The organism is Metabacillus sp. KUDC1714, from assembly GCF_014217835.1.
Classification (GTDB): Bacteria; Bacillota; Bacilli; order Bacillales; family Bacillaceae; genus Metabacillus; species Metabacillus rhizosphaerae.
This window is the reverse complement of the sequence record NZ_CP055263.1, coordinates 1,265,233-1,283,139: the sequence shown is the minus strand read 5'-3', so window position 1 is coordinate 1,283,139 and position 17,907 is coordinate 1,265,233. Positions and strand designations below refer to the sequence as shown.

Here is a 17,907-nt window from a genome sequence, read left to right as displayed (position 1 = left end):
TGGAAGATAAAAATTTTGAAAATTCATTAAGAAATATTTTAACATACTAAAGAGTATTCTCACAGTGTATTCGACAAAATATTAGGCTGTTTTCGCAAACTTTGTTGCTTTTAAAATAGTATTGGGTTGGTTGATTGCAGCGAGAGGATGCTCGCTTTCCGTGGGGCGGGCGATAAGCCTCCTCAGCGCGAAGCGCCTGCGGGGTCTCATCTGTCCCGCTACTCCCACAGGAGTCTCGCATATCCGTTCCAATCACCCTAATCAGTTTTGTTCAAAAACAACAATCTTTTAGAAAAGAGCCAAATATTATAAACTTCATTCTAACATTTACTGGTAGTTTATTTCTGAAATAGCGGTTTCCGCGATATACTATGTATATAAATATAGTAAGCGAGGATCATACATGCATATTGTATCAATTTTACTTGGAATTATTATTTTATTAAATATTGTTTTTGCAGTTGTTGTAATTTTTCGTGAACGCAGAGATGCTTCTTCGTCATGGGCATGGTTACTTGTGTTATTTTTTATCCCCTTGCTTGGGTTTCTGCTTTACTTGCTTTTTGGGCAAAACTTAAGTCGGTACCATATGTTTCAGTGGGAGGATCGGAAAAAGCTTGGGATTGAAACATTATTAAGCAAGCAATTAGAGCAAATACGGAACGATACGTTTGAATTTCGTAGTGAAACTGAGCGAGATAATAAACAGCTTATTTACATGCATTTGATCAATAATGATGCAGTGTTAACAAAAGAAAATCATGTAGATGTGTTTATTGATGGAAATAAGAAATTTGATAAGCTGCTAGAGGATATCGAAAATGCGAAAGATCATATTCATCTCCAATATTACATTCTAAAAAATGACCAGCTTGGAAATCGACTTATAAAGGCGTTAACCAAAAAGGCCCAGCAAGGAATAAAGGTAAGAGTGTTATACGATGATTTAGGTTCGAGAGGATTACGAAGTTCCTTTTTTGCCGAGCTAAGAGCGGCAGAGGGTGAGGTGGAAGAATTTTTTCCATCTAAGCTAAGATGGATTAATTTACGTCTTAATTATCGAAACCATCGTAAGCTTGTGATTATAGACGGTCAGATCGGATATGTAGGTGGCTTTAACGTTGGTGACGAGTACTTAGGCCTTGACCCTAAGTTTGGTTATTGGCGCGATACCCATTTAAGAATCCAAGGTCCAGCCGTTTATGCGATACAAACCCGATTTATCCTAGACTGGAACCAGGCAACACATAAGAGAAATATTTCGTACTTGCAAGAGCATTTTCCAAAGCCAGTGAGAAAAGGGGATAGTAGCTTACAAATTGTTACAAGTGGTCCTGATTCAGAATGGGAGCAGATTAAAAACGGATATATTAAAATGATTTCAACTGCGAGAAAGACGATTCGTATTCAAACACCTTACTTTATTCCCGATGCAAGTGTGCTTGATGCCTTAAAAATTGCCTGCTTATCTGGAGTGGACGTCAATATCATGATTCCCAATAAACCAGATCATCCATTTGTTTATTGGGCAACCATGTCATATATCGGTGAAATGTTAAGCTCAGGGGCACGTGTTTACATTTATGAAAATGGCTTTATCCATGCGAAAACGATTATTGTTGATCATGAAATCTCATCTGTAGGTACAGCAAATATAGATGTGAGAAGCTTTAAATTAAATTTCGAGGTAAATGCATTTATTTATGACACTGAGATTGCCCGAAAGCTTGATGATTTCTTTCAAAACGATATCGCATTATCCAGGGAGCTATCATTAGAAGCCTATCATCAGCGCCCCAGATTAATCCGCTTCAAAGAGTCGATCTCCCGTTTGCTTTCACCTATTTTGTAATCGGGATTTATTGATTCAAGCATTGACAACTTGAGAGACTAAACGATATAGTTATTTGAAGTTATCGATAAAGTAATCTATAATCAGAAAAGGGGGTTTCCATCTTGTCTCCCCAAACCCCCATTCTACTAAATAATTTCATGCTATAATGAAAGCGTTTATATGAGTGTTAGATACATAGAATAATAGATGAATAAAACCTATGATCGATCGTACCTAGAAAGGATTGTTGGAACAGTCCTATAGAGTGTTACTAGTCATAAATAAGTAGATTGTAAGGAGGAGAAATATGTGATCGAGCTACTCAAATTAAAACCGGTTTTTAAAGAACGAATTTGGGGTGGGACAACTTTAAAGGATTCCTTTGGTTATGAAATTCCTAGTGAACAAACTGGGGAATGCTGGGCGATTAGTGCTCATCCAAACGGAAATAGCACAGTTGAAAATGGACCGTTTGCAGGAAAAGAATTAAGCTGGCTTTGGGATCATCATCGTGAGCTCTTTGGTAATGTTAGTGGAGATCGTTTCCCACTTCTCACAAAAATATTGGATGCTAAGACAGATTTAAGTGTACAAGTTCACCCAAATGACCAATATGCGAAAGTAAACGAAAACGGTGAATTAGGTAAAACAGAATGCTGGTATATTATTGATTGTAAGCAAGATGCTGAAATGATTTTCGGTCACCATGCTCATTCTAAGGAACAGCTTGTGCAAATGATTCATTCAGGCAGGTGGGAAGATCTTTTAAGAAGAGTGAAGATAAAGCCTGGTGATTTCTTTTACGTACCAAGCGGAACAATCCATGCATTATGTGAAGAGACATTAGTACTTGAAACACAACAAAGCTCTGATACAACCTACCGAGTATACGATTATGACCGTGTCGATCAAAACGGTGAAAAAAGAGAACTCCATTTACAAAAGGCAATCGATGTGACAACAGTGCCTGATACTGAGAATAAAGCGAATTTCCAATCTGAAGTTCAAGGTGGAACAAAAATAACGACATTTGTAGAAGGAGAGTACTTCTCTGTTTATAAATGGGAGGTTGCTGGTGACTATCAATCTGAACGTGAAGCGCCGTTTTTACTTTGTAGTGTGATCAAAGGACAAGGTGAGGTAACAACTGGTCAAGAAACACTTCCAGTTAAAAAGGGTGATCACTTTATCCTAACTGCACACATAACACAGCTAACTGTAACAGGGACACTAGAGCTAATTGTTTCCCATCCATGATCACCGCATATGAATTTGTGTGGTCAAAGTTAAAGCTCCTTTAGGGGGCTATTTTTTTTGAATAAAGGCAAAAATAGAATAGTAACGAACCCTTTTTTCTAGTAATCAAGTCCTTTTAGTAAGTATTTCTTTTAAAGATAATAGAGCATTTAGATGCAAGTTACATTATAATAAATGTATATACAAGGAGAATTCCGTTCTAATTCAATTTACTTATATTAATTTAATTGTTTATTTCAGTGAGTGTCGGAGGTGGGTATTTTGGGGAATAATGTAACAATGAGAGACATTGCTGCTCGACTTGGTGTAAGTAGTGTCACCATTTCAAAAGCATTGAACGATAAAGAAGGTGTAAGCGATGAGCTAAAGCAAAAAATCAAAGAGGTAGCGGAAGAGATGGGCTATCGATTTAATACTTTAGCTAAATCAATGAAGGAAGGCCAAGCATACAATATTGGTGTTATTATTCCTGAGCGCTTTACGGGTGAAATACAGTCATTTTATTTGAAATTCTACCAGCATATTGCAAGAGTTTTGGACCAGCACCAGTATAGTGGTATTCTTCATATTCTTAGCTCTGAAGATGAGGACCACAATGTATTACCAAGAATCTACTATGATAAAAAAGTCGATGGACTTCTTATTTTAGGACAAATTAGTAATGACTATATAAATCTGTTAAATCGTATTGAAATCCCGATCGTTTATATAGATTTTTATAATGAGGATGCCGAGGCAGATACAGTTATCACTGACAATTTCTCTGGTGTTTATGAAATGACGAATCACCTTATAAAAAATGGTCACAAAGAGATCGGGTTTGTTGGAAATATCTATTCTACTAGTAGTATTCAAGATCGTTTTTTAGGATATTATAAATCGCTACTAGAGCATAAATTACCATTAAATCAAGCTTATATTATCAATGATCGTGATGATCGTGGCAAGTATATTGACTTGGAGATGCCCGAAAAGCTTCCTACAGCCTTTGTTTGTAACTGTGATCAAATCGCCTATAATTTAATTAACAAGCTGAATTCATTAGGTTATCGTGTACCTGAGGATTGCTCAGTTGTAGGCTTTGATAATGATATTTATGCGCAAATTGCTGAACCAAAGCTAACAACGGTTGAAGTAGATATCGAGGAAATGTCGAGAACCGCTGTAAATTTAATCATTTCTAAGCTGAAAAGTAAGCAAAAGAAATGGGAGCAAGTTTCTGTAAAAGGTAAAATTGTCTACAGAAACTCAGTTAAGCAATTAAATGAGTCACAAGGAAAATGAGTACCTGATCGTGTGTCTACATAAACGATTCTAATGATGATGACAAAAAAGCTTGAGGCAAATAAAAAACTCAAGCTTTTTGATTTGAAGTGTATATAGCTTATTAAATGCCACGTTAGTTGAAGAACAGGTAACAACTGTCGTCAAGCTTTCTTTAATACCTATAAGCACTTTCGCATGTATTAGCCTGTGGCTCATAATAACAATGTTGTTTATATTGACCTGCAAATGGTTGATTATACCATGTAGGTGGACACGTACCATACGGATTAAAATACCAAAGAGCATACTTAGAAGGATGTTGTCTCCAAAACTTTACTACATTTCGTGCCAATCTTCTCTCTACATCTCTTGCTGGACTATAAAATAAACTACCTTTTTGTACTGCTTCAAAAGAGTAATTTCCTCCTTGAACATGAAAAATTACATCCCGTATGGTTCTTAAATCCTTAAAATCTAAACAATCAACTACTGCTCGATTTACAATGACATTCCCAACCATAAGCATCCCTAGTCGCCCTTCACCCACAGCCTCTGCCCGCATCATCCGTGCAATTAAATCAATGTCACTATCTCTATGTTTTACTCTCGTCACTTTTCATCACCTCTATCAAGAATTGTATTAAAAACAGCCTACAAAAATGTCAAGTGGTTACATTTCATTGGGGGAATTAGGAAAGAACATGTTGTTGTACTAACGAAAAGAGCATACCAATTACTTTGATAATTGATATGCTAAATACAATGTTTCTCCACAAAAACGGAACTACTTACAAAATATGTTCAAGCGTTTTTTATTGTTTAGCGAAAACTAAATCATTCTTGTACTATGGATATGCGATCGACAACCCGATCCCAGTGATAAATGAAGTACATAAGATAACTTGTTTTGCATAGAGTATGCAGAAACATTAGGCTTTTTTAAAGGGCTTGTTATTTAATTTCCAGAATAATACAAGGTGAGGTTAACATATTGTTTTATAAGGATTTCTTACTTCTTATCAGAATACAAGCGTCCATAAAGGGGCTGATTGTTTTGAATAGAAATAGAAAGATGCTTCTAATCACTATTTTGTGTATTTTCCTAATAATAACACTTGTTGTTAATGTTATTCTCCATGTTAGAATTCATATTGTATATAGTTCGGGTGTAGGGCCCTTTTTATTTATAGGATTAATAATTTTGGCTATCGTTGTTCTCTATTTCAAACGTTAACAAAAAAGGATCTTGACTTGAAGATCCTTTTTTTTATCACTTATTTACTTATTGTAGCTACTTCAATTTGAAGAACTTTTCGATCATTGTGGTCAAATCATCTAGAGTAGGTTCATCTCTAATATTACCTAACATACCTTGTATGACAGGACTTCTTGGTGTCTCCCTCTCAATTTCTCCCTCTAGTACATCTAGAGTAATAATAATATCCTCGTTATCTATCTTGTCCTTAGAAAGCTTTATTTGTCTTACGATATCCTCCCGACTCGGCTCTGGATACAATTTAGACAATTTTTCTATACAATCAGCTGTTAAAATAGGTTCTTCATTTGAACTTGTAAATCCAGCTGCAAGATCATCCATTCTGTTAAGAATAAACCCCGCTAATTTGTGTAAATCAATGGTAGTTTTATCAAAGATAATTAGCTTTAAATAGGAATGAACAATACCTTGGAGAATTATGTTTAAATCATAAATAAAACGTTTAATGGCTGTGCCGTATATATTTAGTAGTGATTTATGATAAAAACTTCCGATCTCAGCACTGATTTTTCTAACAAATTCTTCGACCTCTGAATTGATCGGAATCGTTTGTTCACGAGTTTGCATAATGATAAATTCTTTATTTTTTTGAACTTCTTCTAGCTGTGTTACTAGCTGGGCAATAAATGTTTCGCGTGGTGTTAAATCCTTTACTGGCAAGGCATCTAGCTTTGATTGGATGGTTTGAAATTGATATTTAAAAGCTGCTAGTAATAGTGCCTCTTTCGATTTGAAATAGAGATAAAATGCTCCCTTTGAAATCCCGCAAGCATCGACGATTTCTTGGATCGAAGTTGAAGAATAACCTTTTCTAGCAAAAAGACTAATTCCTGCTTCAATAATTTTCTTTTCCTTTTCCTTCATCTTTTTCTCCTTAAGAGTTTCTTAGCAATTGTATTGGATATGCTAAAAGTATTATGACCTTTTGTTCACATTTACAAAAAATTAATGTCTGATTGTTTCCAGAAATGTTGACTATGACCACTTGGTCATTTATATTATTAGATATTGTGACCTATTAGTCAATTGATAATCAATATATTGGGGGATAACATGAATAGCATAATTAATTTTGTCTTACGAAACAAGTTTGCTGTATGGTTACTTACGATCATTATCACTGTAGCCGGACTGTATTCGGGGTTAAATATGAAGTTGGAAACAATACCTAATATTAACACTCCAATCATATCAGTTACAACAGTATATCCGGGAGCAACACCTGAGGAAGTTGCCGATAACGTATCCGTACCAATTGAGCAAATCGTTCAAAATCTAAATGGAGTCAATGTAGTAAGCTCAAACTCCATGCAAAATGCATCATCCATTCAAGTAGAATATGGATTTGAAAAGAATATGGATGAAGCAGAGGATGAATTAAACGACGCTTTAGCAGATATTGAATTACCAGAAGGTGCAAATGAGCCTGAAGTTTCTCGACTTAGCCTAAATGCCTTTCCTATCCTAGCATTAAGTATTGCAAATGATGAGCAATCACTAGCTGAGCTTACGACGATCGTTGAAGACCGCATCCTTCCTGCATTAAAAGGAGTTGACGGGGTATCTTCTGTTCAAATATCAGGTCAGCAAGTAGAGGAAGTAGAATTTGTCTTCAATGATGATAAAATGCAAGAGTACGGCCTTGATGAGGAAACGGTTCAAAACCTTATTAAAGGAGCTGACGTTAATTTTCCGCTAGGCCTATACACATTAGATAAGACAGAAAAATCAGTTGTAGTAGACGGTAATATTACAAGCTTAGAAGATCTGAAAAATCTAGAAATACCTGTTACACCTCAAAATCCAGGAGCTGGGCAAGCTGCAATGGGGGAACAAGCTTCAGGTATGACTGGTCAGTCAGGTATGGGTAATGCAGCTGCTGGTCAGGAGCAAGCGTCTCAAGCAGCACAAGCAGCACAAGCAATTGAGCTACCAACAGTTAAACTTTCTGAGATAGCTGAAATTAATTTAGTTGGTAAAGCAGAATCCATTTCTAGAACAAATGGGAAAGAAGCAATTGGTATCCAAATTGTAAAAGCAACAGATGCAAATACTGTAGATGTAGCAAAAGAAGTGGAAGCAGAATTATCTGAGTTTGAGGATGAACTGAAAGGCTTAGATATTGTGTATACACTTGATCAAGCTACTCCAATTGAAGAGTCTGTTAGCACAATGTTAAGTAAAGCATTGTTTGGGGCACTCTTTGCTGTTGTGATTATTCTCATCTTTTTAAGAGATATTAAATCAACATTGATTTCAATCATCTCGATTCCGTTATCATTGTTAATTGCGGTTATCCTGCTAAATCAAATGGATATTACACTAAACATGATGACCCTAGGAGCCATGACTGTAGCAATTGGCCGTGTCGTTGATGACTCTATCGTTGTTATTGAAAATATCTATCGAAGAATGTCTCTTAAAGGAGAGGTTCTTAAAGGAAAAGCATTGGTACGTGAAGCAACGAAAGAAATGTTCATGCCGATTTTGTCCTCAACAGTCGTTACGATAGCAGTATTCCTGCCATTAGCGCTTGTTAAAGGAATGATTGGTGAATTATTCTTACCTTTTGCCTTAACGATCGTATTTTCACTTTTAGCATCATTGCTAGTTGCTATTACAATTGTTCCAATGATGGCCCATAGTTTATTTAAGAAAAGCCTTTACGGCGAAACTAAGATTAAACATGATGAACATAAACCAGGTAAGTTCACTGGAATGTATCGCAGCATTTTAAATTGGACATTAAATCATAAAGTGATTACGTCATCGATTGCTATTTTAATGTTAGTTGGTAGTTTGTTCCTTGTTCCAATTATTGGCGTGAGTTTCATATCATCTGAGGAAGAAAAAATGATGATGGTTACGTATAAACCAAAACCAGGTGAAACGAGAGAACAGGCTGAAAAACAGACAGCAATTGCCGAAAGCTTCTTTATGGATCGAGAAGATGTAAAAACTGTCCAATATTCATTAGGAAGTGAAAATCCTATGAATCCTGGTGATACAAATAGTGCGATCTTCTTCGTTGAATATGAGGATGATACAGAAAACTTTACTGAAGAGAAAGAAAAGGTAATTGAAGACTTAAAGGCTACTGCAAAGGGTGGCGGAGAGTGGGCTTCACAAGACTTCACTTCTACTGGAGCAAGTAATGCGATTACGATGTTTGTATATGGGAACAACATGGAAGACATCGAGCCAGTTGTAAAAGAAGTACAAGAAATTATGGAAAGTAATGATTCATTAAAGAATGTCGAATCAAGTATGTCTGAAACGTATGATGAATATACGTTTGTTGCAAATCATGAAGAGTTAAGCAAGCTTGGATTATCTGCAGCACAAATTGGTATGGAACTAAGTCCAACAAGAGAACGTCCTGTTTTAACAAAAGTTGAAAAGGATGGAGAAGAATTAAATGTTTATCTACAAGTAGAAGAGGAAGACTATGAAACAATAGATGACCTAACAGATAAAACGATTCAATCACCACTTGGAAAAAAAGTGAAGATTGGCGATGTTGTTGAGGTGAAAGAAGGCGAAACCTCTAATACGGTCACAAGACGTGATGGGAAAATCTATGTTCAAGTTTCCGGAGAAATTAAGACTGATGATGTAGCTAAAGTATCGGCAGATGTTCAAGCTGAAGTAGAGGATATCGATGTTCCATCCTCAATTGATATTAACATGGGTGGAGTAACCGAAGATATTCAAGAATCGTTTACACAGCTAGGTTTAGCAATGTTAGCAGCAATCGCGATCGTGTATTTCATTCTAGTTATTACATTTGGTGGTGGTTTGGCACCATTTGCGATCTTGTTCTCGTTACCGTTCACGGTCATTGGTGCATTAGTAGGACTGCTAATTGCAGGTGAAACGTTAAGTGTAAATGCGATGATTGGTGCATTAATGCTTATCGGTATCGTTGTAACGAATGCTATTGTCTTAATTGACCGAGTGATCCATAAAGAGAAAGAAGGACTAAGTACGCGTGAGGCGTTATTAGAAGCTGGAACAACTCGTCTCCGTCCAATTTTAATGACAGCTATCGCGACAATCGGTGCATTAATTCCATTAGCATTAGGTCTTGAAGGAAGTGGGATTATTTCGAAGGGACTTGGTGTAACTGTTATTGGTGGTCTTACAAGCTCTACACTGTTAACGCTTGTCATGGTCCCAATTGTTTATGAATTATTGAGTAAGCTTCGTCGTAAAAAGTCATTAGTTGAAGAAGAATAAAAATGTAGGATCTGGCTTTCATTAGTCAGATCTTTTTTATATTAGAAAAAGCAATCGCTTTCATGTACAATAATTGTACCTCATGTTTTACCTCTTCATATTAAAGACAAGACATGATGACATTGTAAATTTTTTGTAAAGTATTCGACAAAATCTATCAAAACTCGTCAAAATTCTATATAATTCGTTAAGGATGTGAAATTTTCTTCGTTTACAAAGAACGAAGATTTTCACCATTTCTTACGAGAAGCAACAACGTTTTCTAATTTTTTTGGGTTTCAATGGGGGAAAAGACAATGGTTTTTTTTAGGGGAAAAAAGGATAAATTCTCAGAATTACTATTAAAAATGACAGATAATTTACAAAGTGCAACAACGTTTTTTTTGGCACAAGATATTTCAAGTAATCAAGGACTACAGCTCTTATTAAAAACAATAAAAGAGTATGAAGTTAATGGAGATAGATATGTAGAAACAATTACGAAAGAATTAAGCCATACCTATATTACTTCAATTGAGCGTGAAGATCTCTTACAATTGGCGGTATACTTGGACGATGTATTAGATGGTATGGAGCATACGGCTGGTTTATTAGAAATGTATTCTGTTACAAAGTCTACAGAGCATATGAAGAAATTTGCTCAAAAAATTCATGACAGCTCAATTGAAATTTCAAGTGCTATCAATCTTTTATCCAGGAAAAAGTTACTTTCTATCACACCGTATTCTTTAAAAATAAAGGAACTAGAGTCAGATACGAATAATCTTTTGCGAATGTCGATTAAAAATTTGTTTGCAACCATGAAAGACCCGATTATGATTATTCAATACAAAGAAATATACGAATCTCTTGAAGGTATCGTAAATGATTGCTGTAAAGTTGCCAAAACACTTGATACGATCATCATGAAAAATGCATAGGTATAACCATTTTTAGGCAGTTAATGACTGCTTTTTTTTATGGGTAATTTTAGAAATTCTGCTTAGCTAAGAAAAGTCATATTCGAGAAACCTAATTTGTCCTAGGAAGATTTTTAAGCATTTCTATACTATACTAAAGTAAAAAGATAATTAACATTGTTTGGGGGGAGTTTTTTTGCTTATAACTGAGCGTCATCGTTTGATATTAGAGCTTTTAAAAGAAAAAGAAAATGTTAAAATTCATGATTTAGTCGAGTTAACAAATAGCTCAGAATCCACTTTGAGACGTGACTTGGATCAATTAGAAAAGCAGAACTATTTAAAGCGCGTACATGGTGGTGCTTCACTGTTACAAAGAAAACGTGAAGAACTAAGTATGGTTGAAAAATCAACTCAAAATTTAAAAGAAAAAAGCATGATAGCAAAATATGCAGCTAAGCTAATTGAAGATGGAGATTGTGTCTACCTAGATGCAGGGACAACAACCTACCAAATGATCCAGTATTTAGAAGGAAAGAACATTGTTGCGGTTACAAATGGGATTGACCATTTGGATGCATTACTAGAAAAGGATATAAATACATATATCATCGGAGGAAGTGTAAAAAAAGTAACAAGAGCGATGATTGGCAGCAATGCATATGAAAGTATTCAAAATTATCGTTTTGATAAATGCTTTATCGGAACAAATGCAATTCACTATGAACTAGGTTTTACTACTCCTGATCCTGAAGAAGCACAACTGAAAGCAAAGGCTATTGCCCTCTCTCGTGAACCGTTTATCCTTACAGATCATAGGAAATTTGGAGAGGTTTCCTTTTCAAAATTTGCTGATCTACATCAAGCTAAAATTATTACAAATGAAGAGGAGTCAATAAACCTGGACAAGTATAAGGAGAAAGTGGAAATTTACAGTGTAGCTTTTTAAAAAGCTTTCATTGTTTTACATAAACCGTTTAAATTTGGAGCTGACTCGTTTGTCTACTGATTGACAGATAGGGTTTAAAGCTCTTTTTATTTTGCCTTCATTATGCAACAACTCGAAAAAAATTCTTTTTTACATAGATAATTTCACAAAAATAAATATTTTGAAAAATCGTTTTATCAGAATTTGAAAGAGATTTGCTCAGAAATTCTTATTAAAACACAGGTTGTGTACTAGTCGTAAAAGCTAAAAATTTAGTATCCTCACATAATTTACTGAATTTTCCTAATGTGTTGACAATTGTAAATGAGCGTAATATAATCAAAATCAATCAAAAGTAGTCAATAATAAGCAATATTGAATTTAAAACAACCAATAATAATCATCCTGTGAGTTAATCTTTGAGAAAAATATGTAAACGGTAACAACTACTCAACAGCACTTTTAACTGAATCATAATTGAATGATTTAAGGAGGTGAAATAGTTATAGTTTTGTAAGCGTTAACAGATTAGATTGCCAATGTTGTAGTTCGTAAAAAAACGGTATTATAATTTTTTAATTTTCTAGGGGGTTCACAAATGAAAAAGAATGTAAAAAGCTTATTAGTGCTAGTGTCAACAATTGTAATGGCCTTAATGTCAGCTTGTAGTAGTGCTAGTGAATCATCAAACGAAGGCACTGGCGAGAAAAAAAGTGATGATCAGTTAAAAATCGGATTAACTGTAGGTACTTTGGCAAATCCATTTTTCGTTGCAATGGGAAAAGGTGCTGAGGAAGCAGGGAAGGAATTAGGTGCTGAGGTTCTTGTTGAAAGTGCTGAATATGATCTTGCAAAACAAACCTCGCAAATTGAAGACTTTATTACAAAAGAGGTAGATGTCATTTTATTAAATGCTGTTGATACGAAGGGGATCGCTGCCGCTGTTCAACAAGCAAAGGGAGCAGGAATACCAGTAATCGCAGTTGATACAAATGCTGAAGGGGGCGTTGATGCAACAGTCACTTCAGATAACTACCAAGCTGGTAAACTTGCTGGTGAGTATGTGGTTGAACAATTAAATGGCAAAGGAGACATTGTCATTATTGATGGACCTCCAGTTTCAGCAGTTGCCGATCGTATTAAAGGATTTGAGGATGTAATTAAAGATTCTGAAATTAAAGTAGTTGCGAAGCAAAATGGTGAGGGGAACCGTGAAAAAGCATTAACTGTTATGGAAAGTATTTTACAAGCAAATCCTTCTGGATCAATTGACGCTGTTTTTGCAATCAATGATCCTGAAGCAATCGGGGTAGAAATTGCTCAAGAGCAAGCTGGACGTAAGGATGAGTTTTTCGTAGTTGGCGTTGATGGTGCTCCCGAAGCAGCCGATGCCATGGCAAAAGAAGGAAGCACGATCATGGCTACTTCAGCTCAATCACCTAGCGAAATGGTGAAAAAGGCAGTTGAAATTGGCATGAAAGTAAAAAATGGGGAAGATGTCGAAGAGCTTATTAAAGTACCTGTTGAGCTTGTCACTCAGGATACATTAGATTCTTATCAGGGGTGGTAAGTCTTTAAACCAAAGGGGACAGTCCCCGCCTGTGGGGACTGCCTGTGTGGACTGTCCCTAACAAGGGGTGATTACATATGGCGATTAAGGAAAAGGTAATAAAAAAGCAACACTCGATAAAAATGCCGGTACTGAATATGGAAGGAATAAGTAAAACCTTCTCAGGAGTAAAGGTATTAAACAATGTGAGAATGGAGCTTTATCCAGGTGAAGTACACGCATTAATGGGTGAGAACGGTGCTGGGAAATCAACGTTTATGAAAATCCTTGCAGGGATCCATTCTCCTGATCATGATGGCGGGACGATCTATTTAAAAGGTCAACCTATATCATGGAAGGATCCTGTTGATGCAAGGAACAAAGGAATAAGTGTAATTCACCAGGAGTTAAATCTCTCTCCTAATCTAACAATCAGTGAAAATATTTTAATGGGATCAACTTTTCCGAGAAACCGACTAGGAATGGTCAAATGGGATGAGGTACATGAACGTGCACAAAAGGTATTAGATTCGATGGGCTCTAATCTAAGTCCCCGTCAACTCGTATCAACCTTGAGTGTTGCACAACAACAAATGGTCGAGATCGCACGAGCGTTATCCTTTAAGGCAGAGGTTCTAATTATGGATGAACCAACAGCTTCGCTAACAGATAAAGAGATTTCGAAGCTGTTTCAAATTATTGCCGATTTGAAAAAACAAGGAGTTGCGATCGTTTATATTTCGCATCGGATGGACGAAATTTTTAAGATTTCTAATCGATACACTGTATTACGAGATGGGGAGTGGATCAGAAGCGGACCAATTGAAGAGACAAATCCCGACCACTTAGTCAAGCTTATGGTAGGTCGTGATCTAAAAGATTTATTTAATCGAACAAAGGTCTCTGAGGCGCCACTTTCATATGGGGCTACCCCAGTTCTTGAGCTGAAAAATGTATCTGACAACACCATAGTAAAGGATGTTTCATTCAAAATTTATCCTGGTGAAATTGTTGGTTTAGCAGGACTTGTAGGTGCAGGCAGAACAGAGCTGGTTAGAGCACTATTTGGTGTATCGACATTGAAGAGTGGAGAAATATACGTTGATGGAAAGCTTGTAAACATAAAATCGCCAATTAATGCGATGGCAAATGGAATTGCCCATGTTCCTGAAAGTCGGAAAGAACAAGGTTTATTCTTGTCGATGTCAGTAAAGGAAAATCTTTTAATGGCCGAATTGAAAAGGCATTCCAAATCAGGAATTGTTAATTGGAAACAGGTTAATGCCAGTGCCGACCAGTTTATCCAAGAACTAAATATAAAAATAGCCTCTCCCGAACAGCAGGTCTCAAACCTAAGCGGTGGTAATCAACAAAAGGTAGTTATTGCTAAATGGTTATCTATTTCACCAAAGGTTTTACTCCTCGATGAACCAACGCGAGGTGTTGATATTGGTGCAAAGACTGAAATACACAAAATTGTCTCAAAGCTTGCAGATGAAGGTTTAGCAGTATTAATGATTTCTTCTGAGCTGCCAGAAGTTCTAGGGGTTAGCGATCGAATCCTTGTCATGAGTGAAGGGAAATTAACGGGAGAACTGTCGAGAGATGAAGCTACACAGGAAAAAATTATGCACTTAGCTACTAGAGGGGAGTAAAGAAAAATGAGGGTAAATACTCAAACCGCTTCACCATCTCAAAGCATTCAATTAGGCAAAATCTTTCATGCTTTATGGAATCGTCTTGGCATGATTATGATTCTATTATTATTATGTGTTGTTCTTTCGTTTACAGCACCAAACTTTTTAGATACAGCAAATATGTTAAATGTTCTAAAGCAGGTTTCGATTATTGCAATATTAGCAGCAGGAATGACGATTGTTATTTTAACAGGTGGAATTGATTTATCAGTTGGTTCGACAGTTGCCTTATCTGGCGTTATCTCTGTAATGGTTTCTGCTGCAGGAGTCAACCCAATTATTGCGATGCTATCAGGTGCAGCGGTAGGTTATGCAGTAGGACTTATTAATGGCTTTTTTACAGCAAAAACCAAACTACCTTCATTTATCGTTACATTAGGGAGCTTTACATATGTTCGTGGTCTTGCTTATGTCATAAGTGGTGGTTATCCAATTGTTTTGCAAGATGAAACCTTTAAATTTATTGGTGGTGGAGCTATTTTAGGAGTACCTACACCGATCTATATCATGCTTCTTGTCTATGGTGTGATGTTTTTTGTTTTGAAATATACAATGTTTGGCCGTCATATTTATGCAATTGGTGGAAACGAAGAAGCAGCACGCTTAACAGGAATCAAGGTTGAAAAATCATTAATAAATGTTTATTCCATTAGTGGCTTATTAGCTGGTTTAGGTGGCGTTGTATTAGCAGGAAGATTGTATTCTGGGCAGCCAACTGCAGGACAAATGTATGAACTAGATGCCATTGCTGCAGTTATTTTAGGTGGAACAAGCTTAACTGGAGGAAAAGGTAGAATTCAAGGGACGATTATTGGAGTTCTCATCATGGGTGTGATTAGTAATGGATTAACACTTATGGATGTTAATTATTATTGGCAATTAGTTGTAAAAGGCGGTGTGATTGTAGCGGCAGTGTTATTAGATCGTTTAAGAGGTAGTAGTGCTGCGTAAATGTCAGTTCATTATCAAGAAATAAATTTCCCCCCCAACAAAAACTTTTACGCATGTTTTTAGCGCGAAAACATATATATGGCTACAAGGATGATTGGGGGAAATGATATGAATGAAATCTTGTTTTTAATTGTCGCGCTTTTACTTTTAAGCCTTATTACAGGATTGAGAATGCTAATCCATGTATGGGGGAAAAAATATCGCTACAAAAGTTCATGGGATATGCTCTACTCTGATGGAGATCCTATCAGCAATTATAAAAGAAAAAAAGGGTAGGAAAGATGAAAAGCAGGGGCGAGCTCCTGTTTTTTTCTGTTTCAAAGAACAATTTCCATCTATATAGAAATTGTTCTTTCCTTATCTTTATAGTATATTTGAAACACGAATTTATTTAAAAGAGGTATTGCTAATGAGCTTACAACAGGAAATAAATAAACGACGTACGTTTGCTATCATTTCTCACCCTGATGCTGGTAAAACGACGTTAACAGAGAAGTTATTATATTTTGGTCAGATTATTCGTTCTACTGGGACAGTAAAGGGAAAGAAAACTGGTAAATATGCTGCATCTGACTGGATGGAAATTGAGAAAAAACGTGGAATTTCTGTTACATCAAGTGTAATGAGCTTTCCATATCATGAGTTTCATGTAAATATTTTGGATACACCTGGACATGAAGATTTCAGTGAGGACACGTATCGTACATTAACAGCGGTTGATAGTGTAGTCATGATTATTGATTCGACAAAGGGTGTTGAGCCGCAAACGATTAAGCTTTTTAAGGTTTGTCGCATGAGAGGTATTCCAATTTTTACGTTTATTAATAAGTTAGATCGTGAAGGAAGAGAGCCATTAGAGCTTCTTTCTGAAATAGAAGAAGTACTTGGGATCGAGTCATACCCAATGAATTGGCCGGTTGGTAGTGGAAAACGATTTTTAGGAATTTACGATCGTTTTAATGATCAATTTGTCCGTTTTAAAGGTGATGAGGAAGAGGAAGTTTTCCCTATCAGTGAAATTGCCAACCATGGATTAGCAGATGAACCTGTTTATCAAGATACATTAGGTGAAATCGAACTCCTTGAAGAGGCTGGAAATGAGTTTACAACTGAGCGTGTTCAAAAAGGCGAGCTTACACCTGTCTTTTTTGGTAGTGCTTTAGCTAACTTTGGTGTACAAACCTTTTTTGATACATTCCTACAATTTGCTGCACAGCCACAGCCACGTAAAACAGACCAGGGCTTGGTAGAACCAGAAAAGGATCAATTCTCAGGCTATATCTTCAAGATTCAAGCGAATATGAACCCGGCTCACCGTGATCGTATTGCCTTTTTCCGTGTGTGTTCAGGTAAGTTTGAGCGTGGAATGAGTGTAAACCTAAGTCGTACAAATAAAACGATTAAGCTGAACCAAACACAAGCCTTCATGGCAAAAGACCGTGATACGGTGGATGAAGCTTATCCTGGAGATATCATTGGAATTTATGATCCAAATATTTATCAAATCGGGGATACGTTAATAGAAGGAAAAGGGCAGTATCATTATGAAGAGCTCCCACAATTTCCACCTGAACTATTTAAACGAGTTCAAGCGAAAAACGTCATGAAGTCGAAGCAATTCAGAAAAGGAATTGAACAGCTTGTTCAAGAAGGTGCCATTCAGTTATTTAGACAGGAACTAAATGATTCAATGATCCTTGGTGCAGTTGGTCAGCTCCAGTTTGAAGTGTTTGAATACCGGATGAAGGCTGAATACAATGTCGATATCGAGTTCACATCACTTGGGGAACGAATTCCTCGATGGATTAAAAGTGAAAAGTTTGAAAAACGTTTCTTCGATTCAAGAAGCATGCTAGTCCGCGACCGTTTTGGTGCCTATGCTGTTCTTTTTGAAAATGAATTTACACTAAGATACTTCCTAGAAAATCAAAAGGAAATTGAGTTAGTTGATCTTTTAGAAGAGAATGACTACCAAGGTGTCACATCACAAAAATAATGTTTATGGCTAATT

At 36.2% G+C, this 17,907-nt stretch carries 13 protein-coding genes; 11 read left to right on the top strand and 2 right to left on the bottom strand.

All coding sequences use genetic code 11. The annotated features are described in order from the left end of the window. The first annotated feature begins 403 nt into the window (after positions 1-403). The 3 genes from cls (at position 404) to HUW50_RS06190 (ending at position 4,375) form a co-directional block, all read left to right on the top strand. On the top strand, positions 404-1,852 hold the full coding sequence (gene cls / locus HUW50_RS06200) for a cardiolipin synthase (RefSeq protein ID WP_066335576.1): 1,449 nt from the start codon (positions 404-406) through the stop codon (positions 1,850-1,852). Positions 1,853-2,143: 291 nt separating this feature from the next. Continuing rightward, a complete protein-coding gene (gene manA / locus HUW50_RS06195; protein ID WP_066335574.1) occupies positions 2,144-3,091 on the top strand; it encodes a mannose-6-phosphate isomerase, class I in 948 nt (315 codons plus the stop codon). A gap of 261 nt (positions 3,092-3,352) precedes the next feature. Next, a complete protein-coding gene (locus HUW50_RS06190) occupies positions 3,353-4,375 on the top strand; it encodes a substrate-binding domain-containing protein (protein WP_066335572.1) in 1,023 nt (340 codons plus the stop codon). A gap of 154 nt (positions 4,376-4,529) precedes the next feature. Here the strand turns inward: HUW50_RS06190 and HUW50_RS06185 are convergent, their stop codons facing one another. Both HUW50_RS06185 and HUW50_RS06180 read right to left on the bottom strand, forming a co-directional pair. Then, entirely contained in the window at positions 4,530-4,970 is a 441-nt protein-coding gene (locus tag HUW50_RS06185) for a cell wall hydrolase (RefSeq protein WP_066335564.1), read from the bottom strand. Between the two features lie 678 nt (positions 4,971-5,648). Further along, on the bottom strand, positions 5,649-6,497 hold the full coding sequence (locus HUW50_RS06180) for a TetR/AcrR family transcriptional regulator (protein WP_066335561.1): 849 nt from the start codon (positions 6,495-6,497) through the stop codon (positions 5,649-5,651). A gap of 189 nt (positions 6,498-6,686) precedes the next feature. Between HUW50_RS06180 and HUW50_RS06175 the strand changes: the two genes are divergently transcribed. From HUW50_RS06175 to HUW50_RS06140, 8 genes are all read left to right on the top strand, one after another. Then, entirely contained in the window at positions 6,687-9,872 is a 3,186-nt protein-coding gene (locus HUW50_RS06175; RefSeq protein ID WP_185653781.1) for an efflux RND transporter permease subunit, read from the top strand. A 296-nt stretch (positions 9,873-10,168) separates the two neighbouring features. Next, the gene (locus HUW50_RS06170; RefSeq protein ID WP_066329298.1) at positions 10,169-10,792 is read left to right on the top strand and encodes a DUF47 domain-containing protein; all 624 of its coding nucleotides are present in this window, start codon (positions 10,169-10,171) and stop codon (positions 10,790-10,792) included. Positions 10,793-10,967: 175 nt separating this feature from the next. Continuing rightward, a complete protein-coding gene (locus HUW50_RS06165; protein WP_066329297.1) occupies positions 10,968-11,720 on the top strand; it encodes a DeoR/GlpR family DNA-binding transcription regulator in 753 nt (250 codons plus the stop codon). A gap of 577 nt (positions 11,721-12,297) precedes the next feature. Beyond that, complete coding sequence (locus HUW50_RS06160; RefSeq protein ID WP_185653780.1) at positions 12,298-13,269, top strand: ABC transporter substrate-binding protein; 972 nt, start codon at positions 12,298-12,300, stop codon at positions 13,267-13,269. Between the two features lie 77 nt (positions 13,270-13,346). Then, positions 13,347-14,903 (top strand): sugar ABC transporter ATP-binding protein, encoded by a 1,557-nt coding sequence (locus HUW50_RS06155; RefSeq protein ID WP_260445665.1) that lies wholly within the window; start codon positions 13,347-13,349, stop codon positions 14,901-14,903. A gap of 6 nt (positions 14,904-14,909) precedes the next feature. Next, positions 14,910-15,896 (top strand): ABC transporter permease, encoded by a 987-nt coding sequence (locus HUW50_RS06150; protein ID WP_066329286.1) that lies wholly within the window; start codon positions 14,910-14,912, stop codon positions 15,894-15,896. A gap of 108 nt (positions 15,897-16,004) precedes the next feature. Continuing rightward, the gene (locus tag HUW50_RS06145) at positions 16,005-16,172 is read left to right on the top strand and encodes a hypothetical protein (RefSeq protein WP_157094321.1); all 168 of its coding nucleotides are present in this window, start codon (positions 16,005-16,007) and stop codon (positions 16,170-16,172) included. A gap of 133 nt (positions 16,173-16,305) precedes the next feature. Beyond that, positions 16,306-17,892 (top strand): peptide chain release factor 3, encoded by a 1,587-nt coding sequence (locus tag HUW50_RS06140; RefSeq protein ID WP_066329283.1) that lies wholly within the window; start codon positions 16,306-16,308, stop codon positions 17,890-17,892. Positions 17,893-17,907 lie beyond the last annotated feature (15 nt).

What these genes read in the sequence shown, in the direction of transcription:
- HUW50_RS06160 (WP_185653780.1), top strand. Translation starts at nt 12,298, where the DNA reads ATGAAAAAGAATGTAAAAAGCTTATTAGTGCTAGTGTCAACAATTGTA.
- HUW50_RS06155 (WP_260445665.1), top strand. Translation starts at nt 13,347, where the DNA reads ATGGCGATTAAGGAAAAGGTAATAAAAAAGCAACACTCGATAAAAATG.
- HUW50_RS06180 (WP_066335561.1), bottom strand. Translation starts at nt 6,497, where the DNA reads ATGAAGGAAAAGGAAAAGAAAATTATTGAAGCAGGAATTAGTCTTTTT.
- HUW50_RS06145 (WP_157094321.1), top strand. Translation starts at nt 16,005, where the DNA reads ATGAATGAAATCTTGTTTTTAATTGTCGCGCTTTTACTTTTAAGCCTT.
- cls (WP_066335576.1), top strand. Translation starts at nt 404, where the DNA reads ATGCATATTGTATCAATTTTACTTGGAATTATTATTTTATTAAATATT.
- HUW50_RS06170 (WP_066329298.1), top strand. Translation starts at nt 10,169, where the DNA reads ATGGTTTTTTTTAGGGGAAAAAAGGATAAATTCTCAGAATTACTATTA.
- HUW50_RS06175 (WP_185653781.1), top strand. Translation starts at nt 6,687, where the DNA reads ATGAATAGCATAATTAATTTTGTCTTACGAAACAAGTTTGCTGTATGG.
- HUW50_RS06140 (WP_066329283.1), top strand. Translation starts at nt 16,306, where the DNA reads ATGAGCTTACAACAGGAAATAAATAAACGACGTACGTTTGCTATCATT.
- HUW50_RS06150 (WP_066329286.1), top strand. Translation starts at nt 14,910, where the DNA reads ATGAGGGTAAATACTCAAACCGCTTCACCATCTCAAAGCATTCAATTA.